Consider the following 23,648-nt stretch of genomic DNA (forward strand, 5'->3'; position numbering starts at 1 on the left):
CTACTTTAATCAAAGCTACATATAGATCCCAATGCTTCAGTTGTTAAACTTCATATTTCGAGCGCGCGTTTGCAATTTTGCCGATATACTTTCTTGTCTCCAGGGGCAGCATCCCAAGCTTGTCCATCAGCTGCTCGTCTGTGGAAACGCCAAGCTTCGCAAGCCGGTTGGGGCCGGCATTGTATGCAGCAAGGGCCATATTCTCCTGACCGTTAAACCGTTTGATTTGGTATGAAAGATAACGTGTCCCCGCATCAATATTCTGTGCAGGATCAAATGGATCCGTTACGCCGAGACCTGCCGCGGTTCCATCCATAAGCTGCATAAGCCCCTTCGCTCCTGCCGATGATACGACATTCGGATTAAAGGAGGATTCGGTATCAATGACCGCCTTGATCAAAGATTCGTCAATGCCGTATTTACGGCTGGCTTGCTGGATTAAATCATCGTAAGCGGTTGGGCCGGATTTTCCCGTCGAGTGACTGCTGTTCACGAACTGAAGCCCGGAAGCCTCCGTTTTCTCTGAAGCGCCCAGCTGCTGCCACAGTAAACCATCGCTGTAGGATACCCCGGGAACTGTAGGCAGTACAGAACCGTCCGAACTGGCACTGCTATCCGAAGAAGAATTGACAAGCTGCTGTAAAATGACGCCAAAATCAGAACTGCTTCCATTCTCCAGAATATCCTGGAGCAGCTCATCTCTATTTTGAATACGGCTGTTATCCTGAAGTGATGCCAGCTGCTTCGCGGTTGCCGAATCGATCTGCATGTATAAAACCTCATTTTCTACAAGTGATGGTTTGTTTCATTTCAGTCATTTTAACATGTTCATGGGAGTTTGCGCCATATATCCATGGAATTATATTATACATGTTCCTGCAACTTTTTTGAAAGCAAAAAGCGTTCTTTCGCTGTCTTTGCAGCCGAAAGAACGCTTTTTCGCCAACATTCCAGACGTTACCGGGCAAAAGGAATAAGAACAAAATAACTGATTGTAGCCAGAATGCCCAGTCCCATTCCCCATGCTCCCCAAACTCTGCTACCTTTACTGAAGGCATAATAACCAGTCGCTGCGGCGATGGGTCCCAGCACGATAGACCACATAAACAGGGACGCTATACCGAAGGCAAGACCGACATAACCCGCAGTTCTACCGGCAGTTCCATTCTCCCGCTCCTCATTATCGTCCATCTCGTACCTTGCCGATCTTGGAGGAGCAACTTCTGCAGCATACTCCTCCTCGTGATCGCCACGACGGGGATAATCTCTGCGGATACGCTGAGGTGTATGTCTCTCTCTTTCCGAATGCTCACGCTCTTGCTGATCATGTTCGTGGAAATCGTCCATCAGAATACCTCCCTGTAACTGGATGGTCTGAAGCAAAACATTAATGCACTTCGTTTAAGAATTTTTCGGCTTGAAGGTCAGGCAGCAAGTGGCAGATGAAGTGCTCGCGTAATCCTTGTGCTCGGCAAAATGCTCGCTTCCGAATTCTTCGCTGTATTTGGCAGAAGCATGCTTGTCGATTTCAATCAGGATTTGTTCCGCTTTGCACACATTCTGCTCTCCCCAATAGTTGCAATTGCTCACACTGCATTTAACAATGGTTCTTGAATCATTCATTTTAGGATCACCTCAAATAACATTGTCTCCTCGTAAGAAGACCTATATACCGATGGAAGCTGTCAGTTGCTGGCGGGAGTTCATAATCCAAGATTATTGCTTAATCTCAAACCAAATGTGGCAAAAACATTATCATCAAAGCATACGTAAACGCAAAAAAGATGCCCTTGGATGGGCATCTTTGTCATTCACAGGAATGTATGGTTTAGGCGTGAGTCCGCTGGTTTTGCATTCTACGCTCCGTTAAATAGTCGCTTTCATAATAAGTAAGGTCATCTCTGAGGTCTTCAAATACTTTCGTAATGTCCAGGATGATATCCCGCACCGGGCGTACCGGTTTCGCTCTGAACCGAATCGCATCTTGTCCGGTATAAGCGTAACGGCCATCCTCGGAATAGCTTTCGCTTTTTGGATAGAAAAAGTTATTCACGCAGTGGTGATATACATGATAGAGAGCTTTCTCAGCAAATTCAGTATCGAAATTGGCACGGCGCAGAGCAACTCCAAGCTTTTCCGAAGATACTTCACTAAAAACAAGCAGATGGCGCAAATCCGAAAGAAAGCCTTTGTAAAAATGCAAAGTTTCTTCATTCGGTTCGGTTGCGAGCTGCGAAAGCGAATACTCATTCAGAAAACCTTCCAGCTTATCGATCGCATATTTCAGCTTCTCTTTCGTGGTCTCACACAATTTTTGAACATTACCTGCTGACATCGCTAATTTGCTCCCCCTTAATGGTTCCTTCAGTCCGATGGTTGACATCATCCAATTAAAACGCTTTACAACATCATTTTTTCATGTACTATCCTAACACAAAACCAGATGAAGCGGTATCCCTTTCTCAAATCCGTTGGACAAAAATTGGATACTATTATCCTTGCCATCCATACGGGTATAAAAAGGGCCCTCTTTCCTCACGATAAAGGTAATTTCATTATCAGGAGGTTTATCATATGTCCCGTCGCACATGGGCAGGCCTTGGCATCGCGGCAGCAGCTGCAGCGCTGATCTTCGTGATGCAGGTGCCTCATTCCGCCGATACGCATACCCGCAGACAGTCGGCCTTAGAGCCGGCGATTCCCAATCCAAAGCAAGAGCATATTTCCAAACAAAGAATGATGGCGCAAGACATTGAATCCACCGATCACTTGACGCGCCTTGACGCCAAGCAGCATTTGACTTCCATGCTCAGCAAGCTTGCAGCGGCCGGCCCTGCCCAGATCTCTGATTACGTACGGAAGCTTCAGAAATCCCATGATCATTTTACCATGATTATATGGCAGGATTCCAAAAAAGGGAAACAACAGCAATACAGCATCACCAAAAACAACTGGAGTGCTGACGACCAAAAAAAACTGAAAGAATATTTAGATCAGGCCGGGAAAAGCATCAGCCATCAACGCGCCTACGAATCCCCTTCTTTTAAAATGGGGGGCAAGCAGTACTTTGTTATTGCCGAGCCTTCCGCTAAAACCCCTAAACAGGGCGTCATTGCCGTGATGAACCAACGAATATTGACCGAGGTGGCCAATCACCAAAAAAGAAATCTGCGGCTGATCCCTTATCCGAAAGAAGGAAAATACAAGGTTGAATCCGTTCATGCCGATACACTCCGAGATATCACCGTACGCACCGGTCATGACAATGAGAAAGCGAGCCATTTTTATGAAAATGAAATCGTCGTCCGTTTCCGTCAGGATCCGTCCCGCCAGGATATGAACCGAATCATGGACGAACTGAGGGCGGAATCCCAAAGAAAACTTGGGTATGCTTATGTTTTCCATGCCAGCGGTATGGATTACAGTCAGTTAAAATCGTATTTCATGAAAAACTGGAATCCACAGTACGTCGAACCGCATTATTTGTATATGACCAATGATAAGGTAAAAGAATCCACGAGCAGTCTGCCCAACGTTCCCAATGATTTGCTGTTTGCCAAATACCAGTGGAACCTGCCTGCCATTGAAACAAACCAGGCCTGGGATTTATCCCGAGGCAGCAGCGACGTAATCGTTGGTATCGTCGATACAGGGGTGGATATTGATCATCCCGATTTGCAGGGGCAGCTACTCTCAGGCTATAACGTGATCAACCCCGATTCGGATCCGCAGGATGATGTCGGACATGGTACGCATGTTTCGGGAATCATCGGAGCGCTCGTAAACAATAACGAAGGGGTTGCCGGAATCAGCTGGTACAATAAAATGCTGCCTGTTAAAGCTCTCGATAAATCCGGCTCAGGCACAACTTATTCCGTAGCCGAAGGCATTATATGGGCGGCCGATAACGGAGCCAAGGTCATCAATATGAGCTTGGGCAACTATGCCGATTCCCAATTCCTTCATGATGCCGTGAAGTACGCTTACGATCGTGACGTCGTGCTCGTGGCTGCTTCGGGAAACGATAATACCGAACGTCCAGGCTTCCCTGCGGCTTATCCCGAGGTCCTTGCAGTCGCAGCAACCGACTCCAATATGAAGCGCGCTTCTTATTCCAACTTTGGAGATTACATTGATGTCGCGGCCCCAGGTACCAGCATTGCCAGCACATACCCCGGTAACCAGTATGCCGCGTTATCCGGAACATCCATGGCAAGCCCGCATGTTGCAGCCATGGCTGCCCTGATCCGCTCGCGCAATCCCGATCTCTCCAATAAGCAAGTCATGGAAATTATGAGAAGCAGCACAAAAGATTTGGGTCCAAAAGGAAAGGACAAATATTACGGTTACGGGCAAGTCGATATCTATAAAGCGTTACAGGCTGCAGGCAATTCGGAAGCACCTCTGCAATTCTGGCCGCAACATGTTCAGAAGAAAATGGATTCTGTGATCCAGCAAGGCAAATAAGTCTCAATAAAAAAGCAATCCGGCCTATGCGGCGGATTGCTTTTTTATAGATTACATAAGCAAGGTAGCTGAATCATTCTATACCTATAATCACAAATAAGTTCATCACTCTAAACGAATGAATTAACGTCTGCCTCTGGCTCTTGAAACCTGCCCACCGCGTTTCATATTGTTGGCGGAAGCAGATACGGAGCAGTTTTGGTCACTTTCAACGTAGTTATATACATGTTTCGGTACAGGTACACAATGATGTCTTTTTACAACTTGAACCGTGTGCACCACGGGCACGATTTGTGGATAATAAAAATCCTGAACAATGACTGTTGGATCTGTATAAATTGGGTCCGCTGGAGGACAGTGGAAGCAATGATCATACATTTGCAAGCAGCTCCTTTCGTTGATTTAGTACAGTTTATTATGGTCAGATCGCCTTGGTTTGTACGTTTGTCCTTGGTACAGAGGTATTTGACTAAATCAGGCTCGTCAGATAACTAATGGAGCTGTTGCACGCAAAAAGGCGGCATCGCCGGTTAAACCGTGATGCCGCCTTGACAGTATCTTGTTCAGTCATACTGTTGCAGTTAGGAAAGTTTTACGTAAGCCGGGTTCTGTGCTCGTCGCGGTACAGATGGGAACTACCCTCCCGCGGATAAGCGACAATCATCTATCTAGGCCAATCATTGCTAATTGGCTCAAGCGACCAACCCGAACGCGCCTCGGGCTAAGGCTGCTTCTCAGGGAAGCTGCGTTCCATTAGGTCTTGCTCCAGGTGGGGTTTACCAGGAACGAAGTCACCAGCGTTCCTCGGGGTCTCTTACACCTCGGTTCCATCCTTGCCTGATCCGCTTGTTACAGCGGCCATCGGCGGTCCATTTCTGTGGCACTATCCTTCAACTCGCGCTGACTGGACGTTATCCAGCACCCTGCCCTATGGAGCCCGGACTTTCCTCTCGCGGCGCCTTACGCACCGCCAGCGATTGTCTGTCAAACTTTCCGGACAACATTGTATAGTATACATGGAATCCTGCAAGGTTTCAATCCTCATCGCCTTCCAGCACTAACTGGATTTTCCTTGGCTATCATAGAACTAGATAAAACGGAAAGGTTCCGTATCGACAGTAGATGCGATTACCTTGGTTTCATACCGGTGCTTTTCCAGTTTCGCGCTCATCCATTCCGCTACCTTTGCCTTCATGATCTTCTCGGCATTATGTCCCGGATCGATCAGCGTGATGCCGGCATTCAGTGCGTCCTGTGCGGTATGGTAATCCACATCTCCCGTCACCAGCACATCCGCTCCGCGGAAGCGTGCAGCCGGATAATAGCGTGCTCCAGACCCGCCAATAACGGCCGCCTTCTTGATAACACGTTCCAGATCGCCAACCACGCGCACATACGGCACGTCCAGCTGCTCTTTAACAACCTCTGCAAAATCGGCAAGCGATAACTCCTGCTCAAGTTTACCGACTCTCCCTAGGCCATAGGCGCGCCCTTTAAGATCAAGCGGATAGATATCATACGCAACTTCCTCGTATGGATGAGCTTTGATCATCGCCTGTACAACAATGTTGCGGATTCCCTGAGGCACGATGGTTTCAATGCGGATTTCCTCCACCTTTTCGAGCTTGCCTGCCGTTCCGATATAAGGCTTTGTTCCATCCTGTGGTAAAAAGGTTCCCGTTCCGCCAGCATTGAAGCTGCAGTGGCTGTAATTTCCGATGGCACCCGCTCCGGCACCGAGGACAGCCTCACGCACCTGCTCGGCATGGGACGCTGGAACAAAAACAACCAGTTTGTACAGCTGTTCACGCTGAGTTTCCTCAATCGGCACCGTATGTTGAATGCCAAGCGCTTCGGCCATCCAATCATTCATGCCCCCCTCGGCAATATCCAGGTTGGTATGCGCAATGTAGACGGCAATATCATTTTTAATCAGTTTTTCATAAACTTTACCTGCCGGAGAATCGGTGTTGATCGTTTTCAGCGGGCGGAAGATAATCGCATGATGTGCGATGATCAGATCCGCGCCGGCGGTTATGGCCTCATCAACAACCTCGTCATTCACATCAAGTGCCACCAGCACTGTTCGAATTTCCTTTTGCAAGCTTCCAAGCTGCAACCCAATCCTATCCTTGTCATCGGGATACGCCAAATGCTTGGGAGCGAGCAGCTCCATATACTGTATTACCGTCTGTCCTTTTGCAAACATGCGAGTACCTCCTTGATCTGATCCATTTCTTCGCGTAGTTGACGCGATTTCATTTCTGCGGATTCCAGCTTCGATGCCGACAGGGAATTGAGAATGCCTTGGAGTTTATCCAACTCGCCATTCCATTTATCCGTCAGAGTCGAGGTTGGCCCCTTAAGCAGCCATGGACCCATGCGCAAAAGAAGCTCTGTGGTAACTGTAAAAGTGCCTTCCCCACTGCTGCTTGGCCATTGCTGACTTTCATATAATAATCTGCTGCTGATCCGCTCATCTTCCTTCTCGGGAATAGCTGTCAGGATTTCGTAAATCTTGCCGTCTTCCTCCAGAATTTTCTCTGAAGTAAGCAGCCAGTGATGCTCCAACAGCCAGCGACGCAGAATGTCTTCACCAACGTTTGGCTGCAATATAAGCAGCTTCACTTCACCCAGTTTATCCTGGCCGTTATCCAGAATACTGGCGATTAAGCTCCCGCCCATACCCGCGACCGTAATGACATCCACTTCTCCTGCTTCAATCACCGCGAGTCCATCACCGCGCCTTACCGCGATTTGGCCTTGAAGTCCTGCTTCTGCCACCTGCTTAACAGCCGCCTGGAAAGGTCCCGGATTCACTTCTCCCGCTACGGCCTGTGCTGCCCTGCCAGTTTGTACTGCAGCTACAGGCAGCATCGCATGATCCGAACCGATATCTGCCAAGCGGCTTCCGTTCGGGATAAGCTCCATGATCATTTCTAACCTTCTTGATAACTTCATGCATACACCCACGTATTCTTATTATTTTCCAATGCTTCCTATACCGTATCAAATTAGTGTCCGAGACTGCAAATAAACTCGAATTCCCACGCCAGCTCTTGGCTCCTGCTTTTGAAAGTACGCAATAATAATTTGCAATGGTCTGAAAAAAGAGCTAAAATAAAAACAAATAAAGGAAATAATTCTAAAAGAAAGAAATCTCTCATTTCCAAAATTAACGTCTTTGTGAAAAAAAAGACCTTGCTGCGATAAGCCCGCAGAAGGTCAGATGCAACTGTTTTATTCGAGAAAATCCTTCAGACGTTTACTGCGGCTTGGATGACGCAGTTTACGAAGAGCTTTGGCCTCGATTTGACGAATACGTTCACGTGTTACACCAAACACTTTGCCCACTTCTTCAAGCGTTCTTGTTCGTCCGTCATCCAGACCAAAACGGAGACGAAGAACATTCTCCTCGCGTTCTGTCAATGTATCCAGTACGTCCTCAAGCTGTTCCTTCAGAAGCTCGTAAGCAGCAGCATCCGCTGGAGCCAAGGCTTCCTGATCCTCGATAAAATCGCCAAGATGCGAATCGTCTTCTTCACCGATCGGTGTTTCCAGCGATACCGGCTCTTGGGCAATTTTCATAATCTCCCGAACCTTTTCCACGCTAAGTTCCATTTCGGCAGCGATTTCTTCCGGCGTCGGTTCACGCCCCAGTTCTTGAAGCAGCTGACGGGATACCCGAATCAGTTTATTTATCGTTTCCACCATGTGAACCGGGATCCGGATGGTTCTGGCCTGGTCTGCAATGGCGCGGGTGATCGCCTGACGAATCCACCAAGTCGCATAAGTACTGAACTTATAGCCTTTTTTATGGTCAAACTTCTCAACGGCTTTGATCAGACCCATGTTGCCTTCCTGAATCAAATCCAGGAACAGCATGCCGCGTCCGACATAGCGTTTGGCGATACTGACAACCAAACGAAGGTTGGCTTCCGCCAAACGACGCTTCGCTTCTTCGTCTCCGTTCTCGATCCGTTTTGCAAGCTCAACCTCATCATCAGCCGACAAGAGAGGAACCCGACCAATTTCCTTCAAATACATCCGTACCGGATCATTAATTTTGATACCCGGCGGCAGGGACAAGTCGTCGTCAAAGCTGAAATCATCATTATCGTTGTTGTCGTGATCATCGGATTGACGATGCATTCCGCCCTCATCTTCGTCATTCTCGTTGACCACGTCAATTCCCAGGTCACTCAGATGCTCGTAAAACTCATCCATCTGTTCAGGGTCTTGATCAAATGGCGATAATTTCTCCATAATTTCTTTGTAATTTAAAGAAGATCTTTTTTTACCCTGTTCAATCAGTTGGTCTTTTACCTGATCAAGCGTAAATTCTGTCTCTAGTTCAGTATGCTGATCATTCGCCATAACTCGACTCCCTCCTCCCTAGAAACATTCAAGCCTTGTTCTTTACTGTCTCTCTAGGGCTATAATCTCACTTGCAATTTGTGCAGCACGCAAAAAGTCCCCTGACCGCTCGGCAATGATCATTTCTTCTTTCTTCTTATCGATCTGCCGCTTCTGCGGAACTTTCTGCACTTCCCGAATACAGTCATCCAGCTCTTGAACGTTCCACTCCGGGGGAGTGTCCATCATAGAGATCGAACTGACGGTCTTCTCCAGACGGTCATCGTGCAAAGACGACATAAAACGGCTAATATCCGGAGGTTTGCCTTGTGCGTAGTAGGCATATAGATAAGCAGCAATCGCTGCATGATCATCAATGTTGAATGCGTCACCAAGCCGTTTTTCCACATAGCTGGCGGCTTCGGCATCCTGCAGCATCATAGCCAAAAGGCGCCGTTCTCCGGTATGGTATGCCGGCAGCAACGTAGGAGCAGAAACCTGCCCTTTTTTATGCCTACCATTATTCCACCTTTTGTCGTTATTATCCCCATCCGGCATGTTTTTTTGCATGGATTGGCGGATCTCGTTGCAATCCTGCTTGAGGCTTTCAAAAGAAAGCTGAAGTTCGGAGGCAAGCTCCCGTAAATAAACTTCTCTCTCGGTCGATGAGGGCAGAGCCGCGATAATCGGAAGCACTTCCTTCGTGTACGCAATCTTCCCGTCTTCTTCTAGCAGTATATGGTTTTTTTTCAGATATATAAGCTTAAATTTTGTAGTGGAAACCGCACCGTCAATCATTTGCCGCTTAAAGCGGTCGGCCCCATATTTCTGGATGAATTCGTCCGGGTCCAGCCCTTCGATCAAAACAGAAACCCTGACGCTAAGACCTACACCTTCCAGCAGCGAGATAGCCTTCATTACCGCAGCTTGCCCTGCCCGGTCGCCATCATAGCAGATAACAATTTCATCAGCCATGGTTTTCATCAGGGCTGCATGGCTTTCCGTCAAGGACGTCCCCATGGTGGCAACACCGTTCTGTACCCCTGCTTCCCAGGCTGATATCACGTCACCGTATCCCTCGAATAAAACGATTTGCCGCAGTTTGCGGATGGACGCCTTGGCCTGATGCAGATTGTACAGTATCCGGCTTTTATTAAAGAGCTTGCTTTCTGGCGAGTTCAAATATTTCGGCTGACCTTCGCCCAGAATCCTTCCCGCAAATGCGATGATTTTACCATTGCGGTCATGAATGGGAAAAATCACGCGGCCGCGGAAGCGGTCGAGAAAATCGTCGCTCTCATGCCGCTTGGACAAAAGTCCGCCTTTTTCCATCTCGCTTAAATCAAATTCCCTTTTGGTCAAAAACTGGACCAGTGTGTCCCAGCGGTCCGGCGCAAAGCCGATTTGAAATTGGTCGATCACCTTGTCGTTAAAGCCGCGTGAACGCAAATACTCCATCGCCGCTTTGCCGTGCTCCGTATTTTTGAGCAAAAAGTGATAAAATTTGGCAGTCCATTCATAGGCCTGAAGCAGTCGGTCTCTCTCCGGATTCGGAGGTATCACCACAGCCCCTTGTCCTTCCGGGAGCGCAATATGACTTTCTTCTGCCATGGTCTTCACAGCTTCGGGGAAGGAGAGTCCTTCGATTTCCATCCTGAATTTGATGGCATTTCCGCCCTTGCCGCAGCCGTAGCAATAGAAAATCTGACGATCCGGCGTAACCGTAAAAGAGGGGGTCTTCTCCGAATGAAACGGGCAGAGGCCTTTCATGTATTTCCCCTGCTTGGTCAGATGAACATACCTGCTTACCGTATCAACGATATCATGCTGCTCAAGCACGGCATCGATGACTTTTTCCGGAATGTTACCTTGTCCGGCATTCATCCAAACCACCTTCATCTCTTTTTGGCACGTAAAATATTATTCGCTACCGTTAAACATTCTCCTGCAATCCCTGCAAAAGTTTTGTCAGTTTCTGTTGAAAAAAAATCTTGTCCTCTTGTGTGATCGGCTTCGGTCCCTTGCCATAGCTGCCTCTTCGCCTAGCTTTGGCCTGATGATGACGCCGATCAAGCATGAACTCGATATTTTCGCTATTGTAGCTCTGTCCCCGAAATGAAATGGCGTGACAGCCCTTGGAAAGCGCAAGCGCAGCCAGTCCATAATCCTGCGTCGCAACGACATCTCCGCGCCTGATATGATTGGCGATGTAAATATCCGCGCTTTGGTCGCTCCGGTCAACCTGAACGGTCTGCACACCTTCCTCAGCCTGTATGAAATGGTCATAAGAAGAAACCATCAGCACAGGAATGCGGAAGGCTCTGGCAACTACTCCAATTTCATGCTTCACGGGACAGGCATCCCCGTCAACGACAATCTGTATCGTATGCATATCAGCCAGAAGATCACCCTGTTATCATGGTTTACCGTATTATTATATACGCGCAAGGGAGCCAAAAATCCTCTTTCTGCGGGATAACAACTTTTGACAGTTCCCGAAAAGATACGGAAGCAGGAGAACTTCGGCATGGTCCATCCCGTTCCGTATGTTTTTACCCTAAAATAAACACTTCCCTACCAAACCAGCTTGTTAAAATCTGCAAACTGCTTCAATCCCTGATCCATCTGCGCGAGCAGTCCCAAACGGTTATTGCGGATCTTCTCATCTTCAGCCATGACCATGACCGAATCAAAGAAGTTCGTAATCGATGCTTTCATGCTGCTCAAAAGCTCAAGCGCCTTCTCGCCTTCTCTCTCTTCGAGAGCGGTATGATACGGCTTCTGAACTTCCAGCCAAGCTGCATACAATTCCTTCTCCGCTTCTTCCTGGAAAAGACTTTCGCTAACTGCAGCCTTGGAAGCCTTCGCAGCCAAATTGCTCACGCGATTGAAGGACTCAACGGTCGTTTTGAATTCTTCACCGGTGTTCACGGCATTCATCAAAGCGTCCCCGCGGGATACGACGGACATGACATCATCATATCCAGCAGCAATGACCGCATCCACTACATCATAGCGAAGATTCTCAGACAGAAGCTTCTTCACGCGAAGACCGAAGAACTCCTCCAAATCTTTACGGATCTCGCTGCCTTGACGTTTCATTTCGCGGAACTGCGCATGAACGTCAATCGCGATATTGAATACATCACTTAGCGTAAGAGACATTTGTTTGGACAGCAAAATCTGCACGATGCCCTGCGACTGTCGGCGAAGAGCGTAAGGATCCTGCGAGCCCGTCGGAATGATACCGATGGAGAAGCAGCCCACAATCGTGTCAATCTTATCCGCAATACTTACAATGGATCCTACCAGCGAAGATGGCAGGTCATCAGAAGCTGAGCGCGGCTGGTAATGCTCGAACACTGCCTTGGCGACAGCTTCGCTCTCTCCGGCCTTGCGTGCATAATCTTCTCCCATGACGCCTTGCAGCTCCGGAAATTCGTATACCATTTGCGTCACGAGATCGAATTTGCAAATGTCAGCCGCACGGCTGACCGATTCCTGGTCCGTCCCGGAAATTTGCAGCGCTTCAGCCAGTTGATCCGAAATTTTGCGGATACGGCGAACTTTATCTCCAACCGTTCCCATCTCTTCATGGAAGACGATGCTTTCCAGTTTAGAGAGTGCATCCTTGATTTCAAGTTTTTGATCTTCATCATAGAAAAATTTCGCATCCGAAAGTCTAGCGCGCAGTACCTTTTCATTCCCTTTCGCAATCACGTCCAGCGAGGTATTATCCCCGTTGCGAACGGTAACGAAAAACGGCAGCAGCTTGCCTTGTTCATCGAGTACAGGGAAGTAACGCTGATGCTCTCTCATGGAGGTGATCAATACATCTTGAGGAATATTCAAGAAGGATGGATCAAACGTTCCGAATAGAACGGTTGGCGTTTCGACCAGGAATAGCACTTCTTCCAGCAGATCGTCCTTGATTGCGATTTTCCAATTTTTTTCTGCGGCCAGATCTTCGATCTGCTTCAGAATCATGCTTTGGCGCTCTTTCACGTCGACGATAACATGCTGGGAGCGCAGAACTTCAGGATATGCCGCTGCTTCCGAAACGACCGCATCCGTGCCTAGGAAACGGTGCCCGCGGGTTACATTACCCGACTTCACGCCCGTTACTTCCAAATCAACGATATCCGATCCGAACATAGCGACAATCCAGCGGATCGGGCGCACAAATTTATAATCATAGCTGCCCCAACGCATGTTTTTCGGGAACGTCATCGACGATAGGATTCCCAAGAGCCCTTCTGCCAAAATCGAAGCCGTTTCAACGCCCGTGCTGCTTTTGGTGACATAAATATATTCAACGCCGTTCAATTCCTTGAAGGTGAACAATTCAGGCTCCACGCCTTGTCCGCGTGCAAATCCGAGCGCCGCTTTACTCCAATTGCCGTTCTCATCTTGGGCGATCTTGCGGGAAGGTCCCTTTACTTCTTCTTCCACGTCGTCCTGCTTCTCCGCTACACCCTTCACCAGTACGGCCAGGCGGCGAGGGGTTGCATAGGACAGAACTTCGCTATGAGACAGGCGGGATTGCTCCAGCCATTGAACCATCTTATCCCGAAGCTGGTTCATTGCCGCACGCAGGAAACGCGCCGGAACCTCTTCCAGACCGATTTCAAACAACAGATCCTTAGACATGCAGATCGTCTCCTTTCTTCAGCAGCGGGAAGCCAAGCTTCTCGCGTTCCTCGACATAGGTTGCCGCAACCTGACGGGCCAAATTGCGCACCCGGGTAATATAACCGGTCCGTTCAGTTACGCTGATCGCGCCGCGAGCATCCAGGAGGTTAAAGGTATGTGAACACTTAAGAACGTAATCATAAGCCGGGAATACCAAGTTTTGGTCCATCGCTTTCTTCGCTTCCTGCTCATACATGTTAAAGAGCGTAAACAGCATTTTGACATCCGAGACTTCAAAGGTGTATTTGGAATGCTCAACCTCTGGCTGATGGAACACGTCGCCATATAAAATTCCGTCCACCCATTCCAAATCAAACACATTTTCCTTTTCCTGAATGTACGAAGCCAGACGCTCCATGCCGTAGGTAATCTCAACGGCTACCGGATGCGTCTCAATGCCGCCCACCTGTTGGAAGTACGTAAACTGGGTAATTTCCATGCCGTCAAGCCATACTTCCCAACCGAGACCTGCGCAGCCGAGTGAAGGATTCTCCCAGTTGTCCTCGACAAAACGGATATCGTGATTCAATGCATCCACGCCGAGCGCCTTCAGACTTTCCAAATAGAGCTCTTGGATATTATCAGGCGAAGGCTTAATAATGACCTGAAACTGATGGTGCTGGTAAAGACGGTTCGGGTTTTCTCCGTAACGTCCGTCGGAAGGACGGCGAGAAGGTTCGACATACGCTACCTTCCATGGTTCCGGTCCGAGCGACCGCAAAAAGGTCATCGGGTTCATCGTGCCCGCTCCCTTTTCCGTATCATAGGGATTCACGATAATGCAGTTTTGCGCTGCCCAAAATTGCTGCAGTGTCAAAATCATCTGCTGAAAATTCATTTTCGCCTCTCTCCTTTGCTTTTAATGAGCATTTCGCTCGTTTGCCAGCTTGCTTAATCCGTCTGCAGGCCGATTCCTGGACAACAAAAAACCCCCGCCCATGCCTGCTGAACAGACATAGGGACGAGAGCTGTGATTTCCCGCGGTTCCACCCTACTTGATTGCCATTCCCAGCATTCGCCGGAAAACTGCAATCCTCTTTTCTCCGATTTCATATCATGCTCCCGGATGCCATGTTCATGAATTCATTCCACCGGGCTTTCACCTTCCCCGGCTCGCTGCTGGAATCAACGTTCACTACTTCTTCCGATCAACGCATGTCAGACAATTTAAAAAGAAACTTAATCTATATTACTGGATATCCAGCGATAAGTCAAATTGATGTTACAGTCCATATTTCTCCATCTGGTCCAGAAAGCTTTGGGATTTCAAGTTCAGGCCAAGCTGCATGTCCATAAATGCGCGCATAACCGCCTTAAGCTCCGCTTTTGTCTCTTCTTTTACATCCACATGCCCCATTCGTCTCAGATCCAGCCGAGCAAACAAACGGAGCAGCTTCAGACTTTTGGGAGATATTTTCAGCGCCGGTGGATCCATATGCTTGCAGGAACGGCACAATACGCCGCCCAATCTTGGGCTCACCGCCACGTTGCTGTCTTCCTCCGACAAATCCCTTCCGCAAGAAATGCAGGACAGGAGCTCAGGTCCGTATCCTGCAGTCTGAAGAATTTTCATCTCGTACAAATTGATTGTGATGCCGGGATCCTTGCCTTCCTCCAGCGCATCCAGACAAGCTTTTAGCTGATGATACCAGAAGCTTCCCGTCTCTTCGTCCTGGAGTACCCGGTCTAGCAGTTCACATGCATAGGATGCATAAGCCGCAAGAACAATATCCTGGCGAAGTACATGATGCGAGCTGCTGATTTCGCCTGAATTCAGCGTTCCGAGGCCCGTCACGTTTCTGAAAAAAACATATTCTGCTGTCGTAAACAGCTGCGTTAAGGCAGCATGGCGGCTTTTGACTTTTTTCGCCCCGCGGACCAGAACCCCTACTTTGCCCGCGTTTTCGGTGCAAATCGTAATGATTTTGTTCCCTTCGCCGTAGTCCATGCTGCGGATGACGATCCCTTCCACCCTGTATAGCATGCCTCTTCCCCCAGCCATTCCCGGAGCAGCCAAAGATCATTCGTTTTCTTCATGATTTTCCGTCTCTTCCGCTGCCGCCGTTTCGGGCACTGCAGCCGTTTCGGCCATGCTTATGCCGCCGTGTTCCTTATAGAGCATATAAGCATCCACATCTCCAGTCATCGCAAAATACTTCCACGAAAAATCTCGCATTCGTATTCATCCCTTTCTTTGGAAATGACGTCTGCATCTTCAAAAATAGGATGTGGCGAACGCGCCGGTTGTATGTGAAGCAAATCCTGCCAGCGGCATGCATTGCGGTTTAGGCGTCGCGGTGGAAACCGAGGTCACGAAGCACGCGGTCTTGATTGCGCCAGTCTTTTTTTACTTTTACCCATAATTCCAGGAATATCTTCGAACCCAGCAGATTCTGAATATCCTGCCGCGCCTGCTTGCCCACTTCCTTCAGGAGAGCTCCCTGCTTGCCGATTATGATGCCCTTCTGGGAATCTCTCTCCACGAAAATAACCGCGGAAATATGAACAACGCCGTTTTCCTGCACGCGCATATCCTCAATCGTAACCGCAATGGAGTGTGGTACCTCTTCACGCGTCATATGCAGGATTTTCTCGCGAACCAGCTCTGCACAGACGAACTGTTCGGGATGATCCGTGATTTGATCCGCAGGATAATATTGAGGTCCCTCCGGCAGATACTTCTCGATCTGCTCCAGAAGGCGGTTGACGTTATTTCCGTTCAATGCCGATATCGGTACGATTTCAGCGAAATCATGCAGCTTGCTGTACTGCTCGATCATCGGAAGGAGTGCCTCGGGGTCAATTTTGTCAATTTTATTCAGGACAAGAATGACTGGCGTCTTGACGCCCTTCAGTTGTTCGATGATGAAGCGGTCGCCACCGCCGAAGCCCTCTGACGTGTCGGCCAGAAACAGCACAGCCTCAACCTCTTTGAGAGTATTCAGCGCGGTATTGTTCATGAAATCGCCAAGCTTGGATTGTCTCTTGTGTATGCCTGGCGTGTCCAAAAATACGATTTGGGTTTGATCCGTCGTGTATACGCCATGAATTTTATTGCGTGTAGTCTGTGGCTTATCGGACATGATCGCAATTTTCTGACCTATAACCTGGTTCATTAATGTGGATTTACCTACATTCGGTCTGCCGACGATAGCAACAAAACCTGATTTATATGACGACTTCGCCATAAATGTTCATTACCTCCTCAAGTTTCCTCCCCGTTTGGGAAAGACCACCCGGGGCCCTGAATCCGCAAGCGGCACAAGGATAAAGATGCCGGCTGCAGAGACGGGCCCCAGATTAGATGTTTATTGGTTGAATACGTGATTAGTTCTTGCTCTTGCCGCTTTCAAGGTCCGAAGGGCCGAAGGCACCGGGCAGCAGATCGCGGACGGTAGTCTCCGTCATGTCGCCTTTCATATTACCCATAATGATTTTCATATCGGGATCACACAGCTCGACCAGTACCTGACGGCACACACCACATGGAGTGATCGGTCCGTCTGTATTGCCTACCACCGCCATCGCTTTGAAGCTGCCTGCTTTATGTCCATCGGCGATTGCCCGGAACAAAGCGGTCCGTTCCGCACAATTTGTCGGTCCATATGCTGCATTCTCGACATTGCAGCCATGATGTACATGACCGTTCTTGTCCAAGAGAGCCGCTCCAACTCCAAAATGGGAATAGGGTGTATAGGCATTCGCCCGTGCTTTGATTGCTTCTTGTAATAGAAGTGCTGAATCCATAAAAGTAAACCTCCTCAAATTCCGTAAAACCAATATTATACTAACCGCCTGAGCCAAGCAAATCCATCAAGGGACGGTAAAATACAATAATGCCTGCCGCGACGGCAAATACGGCCGCCAGCAGCACAGCGCCAGCAGCCGTATCCTTTGCTGCTTTGGCCAATGGATGAAGCTCGGGCGAAGCCAGATCCACCACCGATTCCAGCGCAGTATTCATCAGTTCCATGGCCATCACCAGCGTAATAGCGAGCAGGAGGACCACCCACCTTGACCAGGACAAATGCAGCAGCGCTGCCGCTGTTATCACGGCAACCGCTGCTGCTGTATGAATTCTCATATTTCGCTGTGTGCGGAATGCATAACACACGCCTTGGACCGCATAGCCAAATGAGGCAATGAGGGACCCTCTTCGCATTAGCGCGTAAGCCCTACTTCGGCCAGTACGGCTTCCTGTTTGCCCATCATTTCGGCTTCGCTATCTTTGTCTTGATGATCATACCCAAGCAAATGCAGGAAACCATGAACGAACAAAAATCCGATTTCACGTTCCAGGGAATGCCCATATTCTTCGCTTTGGGCCTGCGCGCGATTCACGGAAATAATAATATCCCCTAGCATGTCCGGCATGTCCGTCAGCTCTTCGTTTTCCTCCAGCTCATAGACGATGTCCAGTTCTTCATCCGTAAACTCGTTCATGGCAAAGGACAACACATCGGTGGGACGGTCAATTCCGCGGTATTCCTTATTCAGTTCATGTATTTGCTTATCGTCGACAAACGTGAGCGCTACTTCGCCGTCCGCCACGCCTTCAACTTCTCCGGCTTTTTGAAGAAGAAGCTCCAGCGTTGATATCAGCTCTTCGCTGATTGATAGCTCCTCTTGCTCATTATTCCATGCCAGCTGCAGCCCCATGCTAACCGCTCCTTCTTGTGTCATCATTCGTTTTGTTCTTTTTGATTTCTTCCGGGTATTCTATCCTGGAATGGAAGATTCCCATAACGCTTTCTTTCAGCGTCTTCGCAACGATATCCAGTTCCTTCATGGTCAGGTCACAGTCATTGAACTGGTGATCGTCCAGACGGCTTTTGATGATCTTTTCGATCATGCTTTCCACCTGATCCACCGTCGGGCTCCGCAAAGAACGTACGGCCGCCTCCACGCTATCGGCAATACCGATAACAGCCGATTCCTTCGACTGGGCTTTCGGGCCCGGATAACGGAAGTCTTCCTCGGTAAAATCAGGCTCCTTCCCCTGCTCCTCCGCCAAGCGAAGCGCCTTATGGTAGAAGAATTGAAGAAAGGTCGTTCCGTGGTGCTGCTCCGCAATGTCCCGGATCGGTTTAGGAATCTTGTATTCCTTTAGCATCTCCACGCCATCTCTTGCATGCGCGATAATAATAGATTTGCTCATCTTCGGATCGATCGAATCATGCGGATTCTCCATATTGTTCTGATTCTCGATAAAGTAGCTCGGTCGCTTGGTCTTACCGATATCATGGTAATAAGATCCGACGCGACAGAGAAGCCCGTCGGCTCCAATGGCTTCCGCGGCGGCTTCGGACAGATTCCCGACCATGACGCTGTGATGGTATGTGCCCGGGGTCTCCGTGAGCAGCTTCCGCAGCAGCGGATGATTCGGATTGGACAGCTCAACCAGCTTCAAGGCCGACAGAATACCGAAAGTAACCTCGAAGAACGGCATGAGGCCAATCGCGAGAATCGCGGTTAGCAAACCTCCGGCAAAAGCAAATCCGATACCGTACAACGTCTGCATCTGGTTCCATTGGCCGTTGTTGATCAGCGTCATGATAAATACAGACAGCGATCCGAACAGGCACACCATGATGCCGCCTTTAAGCAGAGTAGAACGTTGGCTCGCGCGGTGTATGGTGAATATGGCCACTGCCGATACGACCAAAGCGAAAAATCCGAAGCTGAAATCAAACATTTGGCCTTGGTGAACATTCAAAATGACGCTCGACAGAATGCTGAACACCATTGCGCAAAAGTAAGCAAGCGAAGTATCCAGCAGTAAGGTTACCAGGGTTGCTCCAATGGCAACAGGCGCCAAATATCCTACGTAAGGCCTTTCATTGCTCTGCAAAATCCCTGCCAAATGCATGGAAATGATCGTAATGATAAAAATAAGCACCAGCATAAGCATCTGGGAATTGTTATATCTAAACTTTCCGGTATCAGACTGCCGAATAAAGAGGAAGAGTCCTCCCGTCATAAGCAGCGACAGTAACAGCAGGCCCAGCTGAGGCCAATAGTTCACCTCATTTTTAAGCAGGCCGTTATCATCCAGCAGATTATACAAATCCTCTGTAATGAGCTGTCCTTTGGCTACAAGCACATCTCCCTGCTTGATATACACGGTCTGCGTATTCTCGCGAGCTTGAACCTTCGCTTCCTTGGTCGCTTCCTCGTCGTAGAATTTGTTTGCCGTTATCGCAAGCTTGGACAGCTCCTGAACGACTTCACGCGCCGTGCGCTGGTTCAAAGTACTTGCGCTGACCAGCTCGGCTACCTTGGCACGAGCAGCCTGTGCTTCAACCACCTGGTCATTCGTCAATCTCGAAACGATCTCCCGGGCGACCGGCTTCATTTCCGCAATGTCCTGCGTCGTCAGCCGCGGAATTTTAATGAACGTTTCTTCCGGTATTTTATACGTCTGTTGATTGGTGATATTCAACATCTCATCCATCAGCTTGTCTGAATAATTGGCCGAAGATCGGTTGGCGTTAACGAAATTTTGGATAAAATCCCTGGAACGCTGCGGAATTTCCAAACGGTAAATCGAAATTTTATCTTCCCGCGATACCTGATCATCCTGATTTAGCCGGTCAATCCGGTCCAGAATGGAAACGACCAAATTCTCATTGGGAACCGTTACGATCGTATAGATCGGCCGAACCCGTTCCGCTTCCTGTTCCTGGGCTTTCAGCGTCGCCTTGTTGTTAGGAATCTGCATTGGCGCTCTGATTTCCTTCTCGCTGCGCGTCCCTACCTGAATGTTATAACGCTCAGGGAGCAGATCAGGAGCCAAACTGACGTAGAACAACACCGCCAGGCATAAAAAGAGAACATAGCGTGTCCCAGCGCTATGTTTCCAGCCCGCATTTTTTATTGAGAAAGATTTGCCCGATGACGATTCTTTCGAAGTCATAAAGATAATCCCCTCTACTAATCTTGATTTTCTGCAGCTTTATCATAAGCAACGATAATTTTCTGAACGAGAGAGTGGCGGACGACATCTTGTTCGGCAAAATATACAAAGCCGAGTTCTTCAATACCGCTAAGGATCTTTTTGGCCTCAATCAGACCCGATTTCTTGCCTTTCGGCAAATCGATCTGGGTCACGTCACCCGTAATGACCATTTTCGAGCCAAAACCCAGACGGGTCAAAAACATTTTCATTTGCTCGGGGGTCGTGTTCTGGGCTTCATCCAGTATGATAAAAGAATCATCTAACGTACGGCCCCTCATATACGCCAGCGGGGCAATTTCTATAAGTCCTCTTTCAAGAGCTTTCGCCGTTTGCTCCGGTCCCATGACATCATAGAGGGCATCGTAAAGCGGACGCAAATACGGATCTACCTTCTCCTGCAAATCACCGGGTAAAAAGCCGAGGCTTTCGCCTGCTTCGACCGCCGGACGCGTCAGAACGATCCGCTTCACGGAACCATCCTTCAAAGCTGCAACGGCCAGTACGACCGCCAGATACGTTTTGCCCGTGCCAGCAGGTCCGATACCGAATACGATATCCCGTTTGCGTATGGTTGTTACATAATGCTTCTGTCCAATCGTTTTGACGCGAATCGGCTTGCCGCGGAACGTTGTTGTAATTTCGCCCTTGAATAGATCTAGCAGTTGATCAGCTCGAAAATCCTTGGCCAGATCAATGGCGTATGCTACGTCCCGCTCAGAAAGGATATATCCGTTACGAACAAGCTCCAGGAGGACTTCAAACAGCTGCTCCACGACCTGAACGTCGTGCTGGCTGCCGCGTATGGTAATTTCAGCTTCCCGAGAATCGATTTGCGCCGGGATCTCAGCTTCAATCATTTTCAAAAAAGTATCCTGAGGTCCGAAAATGGACAGTCCTTCACCTGCACTTTGCAATGAAATTTGCGCACTGTGATTTTTCTCTGACAAATAGCCTCATTCTCCTTGACTATGAACTAGGGGAAGCTCTTCAGCGATTCTTTCCTCCACCTCAAAAAGCACTTTCATATAAACTTTACCATTCTCTTTCTTCTCATGCAAAATTTTTTGGCTGATGATCTGCGAATCACTGCCGTATTTCGCCAAAATATCGCGAACTGCACCTTGTATTCCCAGTTTTTTGGCTTCTTCGGGCTGCAGCGTCTCCTGAGCTTCCGCTACTTCCATCACTTTCTCTGTCATCCAGCCGATCGGGAGCGCGATGGAACGCCAGGTGAGCGGATCATGCTCGGTCAAAGTCTTGGATTTTTCAAAAGGTTCCTTCCCGTATCCCCATAGCTGAATCGCACGGTTTCCGAGAACGAGGTAGCTTTTATTTTTTCGTTCGCCTGTATATACTTTTCGCTTTTGGACGAGCGGTACCTGCAAATTGTATTCATGCCAAACGAGACCCTTGACTTCACCTTTGGCCACCACGCTTTGAGAATGGGCCGCTCCATCACCCAGAATGCCGGAAATAAGTACCTGACCTTTTTTAACACGCGTGTTTTTTTCAACCAGAGGTCGCCCTTGTTCAGCGTATATGCTTGTCACTACCGCATCCGTCCGGCTGATCAAATGGCGCGGGCTGACCAGCGGATTCTTCTGGGGCTCCGCTGCCTCGACAATTTGGATCGTGATCGTGGTCCCCTTGCGTTCTACCCCCACCCAGGAGGTGCCGGGAAGCTTCATGCTCAGCTCACGCGATAGCTTGTCCGGCTCGTCCAATCGAAAAATCCATTGGAACGGGCGAATGCCAGCCTGTTTCGCAACTTTCAGGATATCTTCCGTCGCCAATTTTTCATTCCCGGTCACGTTGACGTTCCAGACCAAGGAGGAGAGCAGAAACAGCATCATAAAAAACGCAATCATGCCTATGGCAAAAAACTTGCGCTTATACAGCTTAACGATGCGAAAGGGCAGCCCAATCCGGCGCGCAACATGCATCCGGCAGCCTGTCCGTTTGAGGAGAGGGCGAAGAGCATGAAAATCTCTCAAAAGCAGCTTCATATCGGCAGTTTGATTACTGGTTGGACGGATATCCCATACGGGAATGCCCGACTCCGCTAATGCATTGATCAGGTGATTGACATGCTCCCCTCTGACCGTAATCAGCACACAGCCACGAACGCCGGATAGTGTAGGTATTTTCATGAGCTCTCCCCCATTCCTGAATATTTTATATTGGTGATGATTCCTTCAATCATGACTTCCTGCGGCAGAATCGCCCGGATCATGAGTCCCGTGCCTTCAACTTCCAGCGATCCTTGGCTCAGGGAAAGAATCATTCTATTCTCTGAAAAATGCCGCACGCCGCGATGATTTTCAATGGAAAGCTCCTTGTTTCCCACCAAGGTTATCCGCGGCAGATCGAGCAGAACATCCTGCGGCAAATCCAGCACTTCATTTGTCCATTTCCGCAGCCTGCGGCTGATCCGGGTCATACGAAGGTCTTCCCCCTTCCTGTACTTTACAACTTATGCCCGGTCCAGCTGTTTTATGAGAGCTTTCAGCCATGCAACGCATTTCACAGCGGAGAATTAACCATATGCAGCAAAAAAGCCCTTCCTGCAGGGCGCACAGATATCGAGGATACCTGCAGCCATACAGAAAAGGCTTATGATTACGGCGTTACTTACGGCCGTTATAAGGCCGTTTAGAGCGTGGAGGGCCAAGAATTTCAGCCCATATCAGGCCGTTTCTGGCTTCCTTTGCAAGCGGAGACACCGGCTCGGCATGTTCCGTACCCGGCGTGTGGCCGGATGGTGATCCAGTTGCCGTTTTTTCGATCCGGTCGAGCGAAGCATTTACCCGATTCAAATGCTGCTCCATCTCTCTTTTATAGTCTTCAAGTGTTTCCGGCTTTTCTTCTTTCCACATATCTGATACGCCTTCACCGGTATCGTAGTCGGGACCGGAACCTCTATATTCATCGGCTCTCTCGGCATGCTCCCATTCGGCTTCGAAATCCCCTGCTCTTCTATCTTCGTGCGCTCTGGGAGCTTGCTGTCCAGCGGAACGCGTCCTGCGGTCCATACCGCCCCCTCCGCCGAAGGTCGGCATTCCCCGCCGATTCTGCTGTTGCTTCGATTTACCGCTTTTGCTCAAGGCGGAGATGACCGCGAACCCGACAATCAGGATCCAATAGAAATTTTCCAAGATCCACATGGAGCATCATT

General features: G+C 49.0%; 23 protein-coding genes and 1 other RNA gene. 1 reads left to right on the forward strand and 23 read right to left on the reverse strand.

Features of this window, described 5'->3' with window-relative positions; translation table 11 throughout:
• Positions 1-43: 43 nt before the first annotated feature.
• From GRF59_RS16740 to GRF59_RS16755, 4 genes are all read right to left on the reverse strand, one after another.
• Positions 44-769 (reverse strand): lytic transglycosylase domain-containing protein, encoded by a 726-nt coding sequence (locus GRF59_RS16740; RefSeq protein WP_160498832.1) that lies wholly within the window; start codon positions 767-769, stop codon positions 44-46.
• 188 nt (positions 770-957) lie between these two features.
• A complete protein-coding gene (locus GRF59_RS16745; protein ID WP_202128710.1) occupies positions 958-1,347 on the reverse strand; it encodes an SLC5/6 family protein in 390 nt (129 codons plus the stop codon).
• 54 nt (positions 1,348-1,401) lie between these two features.
• A complete protein-coding gene (locus GRF59_RS16750; RefSeq protein ID WP_160498833.1) occupies positions 1,402-1,623 on the reverse strand; it encodes a DUF1540 domain-containing protein in 222 nt (73 codons plus the stop codon).
• A gap of 205 nt (positions 1,624-1,828) precedes the next feature.
• Positions 1,829-2,335: a YpuI family protein gene (locus GRF59_RS16755; RefSeq protein ID WP_160498834.1), complete on the reverse strand. Its 507-nt coding sequence runs from the start codon at positions 2,333-2,335 to the stop codon at positions 1,829-1,831.
• 239 nt (positions 2,336-2,574) lie between these two features.
• Here GRF59_RS16755 and GRF59_RS16760 point away from each other — a divergent pair, with 239 nt between their 5' ends.
• Complete coding sequence (locus tag GRF59_RS16760; protein WP_160498835.1) at positions 2,575-4,467, forward strand: S8 family peptidase; 1,893 nt, start codon at positions 2,575-2,577, stop codon at positions 4,465-4,467.
• Between the two features lie 582 nt (positions 4,468-5,049).
• Here the strand turns inward: GRF59_RS16760 and rnpB are convergent.
• The 19 genes from rnpB to GRF59_RS16855 form a co-directional block, all read right to left on the reverse strand.
• An RNA gene (rnpB, locus tag GRF59_RS16765) (RNase P RNA component class A) lies at positions 5,050-5,460 on the reverse strand.
• A 94-nt stretch (positions 5,461-5,554) separates the two neighbouring features.
• Entirely contained in the window at positions 5,555-6,676 is a 1,122-nt protein-coding gene (locus GRF59_RS16770) for a Nif3-like dinuclear metal center hexameric protein (protein WP_160498836.1), read from the reverse strand.
• A complete protein-coding gene (locus GRF59_RS16775; RefSeq protein WP_160498837.1) occupies positions 6,652-7,428 on the reverse strand; it encodes a tRNA (adenine(22)-N(1))-methyltransferase in 777 nt (258 codons plus the stop codon). The genes GRF59_RS16770 and GRF59_RS16775 overlap by 25 nt, the downstream gene beginning before the upstream one ends.
• Before the next feature lie 279 nt (positions 7,429-7,707).
• Entirely contained in the window at positions 7,708-8,844 is a 1,137-nt protein-coding gene (gene rpoD, locus GRF59_RS16780) for an RNA polymerase sigma factor RpoD (protein ID WP_160498838.1), read from the reverse strand.
• A 42-nt stretch (positions 8,845-8,886) separates the two neighbouring features.
• Positions 8,887-10,707, reverse strand: coding sequence for a DNA primase (gene dnaG, locus GRF59_RS16785; RefSeq protein WP_160498839.1), 1,821 nt, complete (start codon positions 10,705-10,707; stop codon positions 8,887-8,889).
• A gap of 49 nt (positions 10,708-10,756) precedes the next feature.
• Entirely contained in the window at positions 10,757-11,215 is a 459-nt protein-coding gene (locus GRF59_RS16790; RefSeq protein ID WP_160498840.1) for a YaiI/YqxD family protein, read from the reverse strand.
• A 182-nt stretch (positions 11,216-11,397) separates the two neighbouring features.
• The gene (glyS, locus tag GRF59_RS16795; RefSeq protein ID WP_160498841.1) at positions 11,398-13,473 is read right to left on the reverse strand and encodes a glycine--tRNA ligase subunit beta; all 2,076 of its coding nucleotides are present in this window, start codon (positions 13,471-13,473) and stop codon (positions 11,398-11,400) included.
• Positions 13,466-14,353, reverse strand: coding sequence for a glycine--tRNA ligase subunit alpha (gene glyQ, locus GRF59_RS16800; protein WP_160498842.1), 888 nt, complete (start codon positions 14,351-14,353; stop codon positions 13,466-13,468). The genes glyS and glyQ overlap by 8 nt, the downstream gene beginning before the upstream one ends.
• A 384-nt stretch (positions 14,354-14,737) precedes the next feature.
• The gene (recO, locus tag GRF59_RS16805; RefSeq protein WP_160498843.1) at positions 14,738-15,499 is read right to left on the reverse strand and encodes a DNA repair protein RecO; all 762 of its coding nucleotides are present in this window, start codon (positions 15,497-15,499) and stop codon (positions 14,738-14,740) included.
• A gap of 36 nt (positions 15,500-15,535) precedes the next feature.
• On the reverse strand, positions 15,536-15,691 hold the full coding sequence (locus GRF59_RS16810; RefSeq protein ID WP_160498844.1) for a YqzL family protein: 156 nt from the start codon (positions 15,689-15,691) through the stop codon (positions 15,536-15,538).
• A 109-nt stretch (positions 15,692-15,800) separates the two neighbouring features.
• On the reverse strand, positions 15,801-16,703 hold the full coding sequence (gene era, locus GRF59_RS16815) for a GTPase Era (RefSeq protein ID WP_160498845.1): 903 nt from the start codon (positions 16,701-16,703) through the stop codon (positions 15,801-15,803).
• A gap of 139 nt (positions 16,704-16,842) precedes the next feature.
• The gene (gene cdd / locus GRF59_RS16820; protein WP_160498846.1) at positions 16,843-17,262 is read right to left on the reverse strand and encodes a cytidine deaminase; all 420 of its coding nucleotides are present in this window, start codon (positions 17,260-17,262) and stop codon (positions 16,843-16,845) included.
• Between the two features lie 40 nt (positions 17,263-17,302).
• Complete coding sequence (locus GRF59_RS16825) at positions 17,303-17,677, reverse strand: diacylglycerol kinase family protein (RefSeq protein WP_160498847.1); 375 nt, start codon at positions 17,675-17,677, stop codon at positions 17,303-17,305.
• Positions 17,677-18,174 carry an rRNA maturation RNase YbeY gene (gene ybeY, locus GRF59_RS16830; RefSeq protein WP_160499129.1) on the reverse strand — a complete coding sequence of 166 codons (498 nt, stop codon included), beginning with the start codon at positions 18,172-18,174 and terminating at the stop codon, positions 17,677-17,679. The genes GRF59_RS16825 and ybeY overlap by 1 nt, the downstream gene beginning before the upstream one ends.
• Before the next feature lies 1 nt (position 18,175).
• Complete coding sequence (locus GRF59_RS16835; protein ID WP_160498848.1) at positions 18,176-20,431, reverse strand: HD family phosphohydrolase; 2,256 nt, start codon at positions 20,429-20,431, stop codon at positions 18,176-18,178.
• Positions 20,432-20,448: 17 nt separating this feature from the next.
• Positions 20,449-21,420 carry a PhoH family protein gene (locus tag GRF59_RS16840; protein ID WP_160498849.1) on the reverse strand — a complete coding sequence of 324 codons (972 nt, stop codon included), beginning with the start codon at positions 21,418-21,420 and terminating at the stop codon, positions 20,449-20,451.
• Positions 21,421-21,426: 6 nt separating this feature from the next.
• The gene (gene yqfD / locus GRF59_RS16845) at positions 21,427-22,623 is read right to left on the reverse strand and encodes a sporulation protein YqfD (protein ID WP_160498850.1); all 1,197 of its coding nucleotides are present in this window, start codon (positions 22,621-22,623) and stop codon (positions 21,427-21,429) included.
• Positions 22,620-22,913 (reverse strand): sporulation protein YqfC, encoded by a 294-nt coding sequence (gene yqfC, locus GRF59_RS16850; RefSeq protein WP_160498851.1) that lies wholly within the window; start codon positions 22,911-22,913, stop codon positions 22,620-22,622. The genes yqfD and yqfC overlap by 4 nt, the downstream gene beginning before the upstream one ends.
• Before the next feature lie 187 nt (positions 22,914-23,100).
• The gene (locus GRF59_RS16855) at positions 23,101-23,637 is read right to left on the reverse strand and encodes a hypothetical protein (RefSeq protein WP_160498852.1); all 537 of its coding nucleotides are present in this window, start codon (positions 23,635-23,637) and stop codon (positions 23,101-23,103) included.
• Positions 23,638-23,648: the final 11 nt, after the last annotated feature.

Source organism: Paenibacillus dendrobii (genome assembly GCF_009807035.1).
Classification (GTDB): domain Bacteria; phylum Bacillota; class Bacilli; order Paenibacillales; family Paenibacillaceae; genus Paenibacillus_AQ; species Paenibacillus_AQ dendrobii.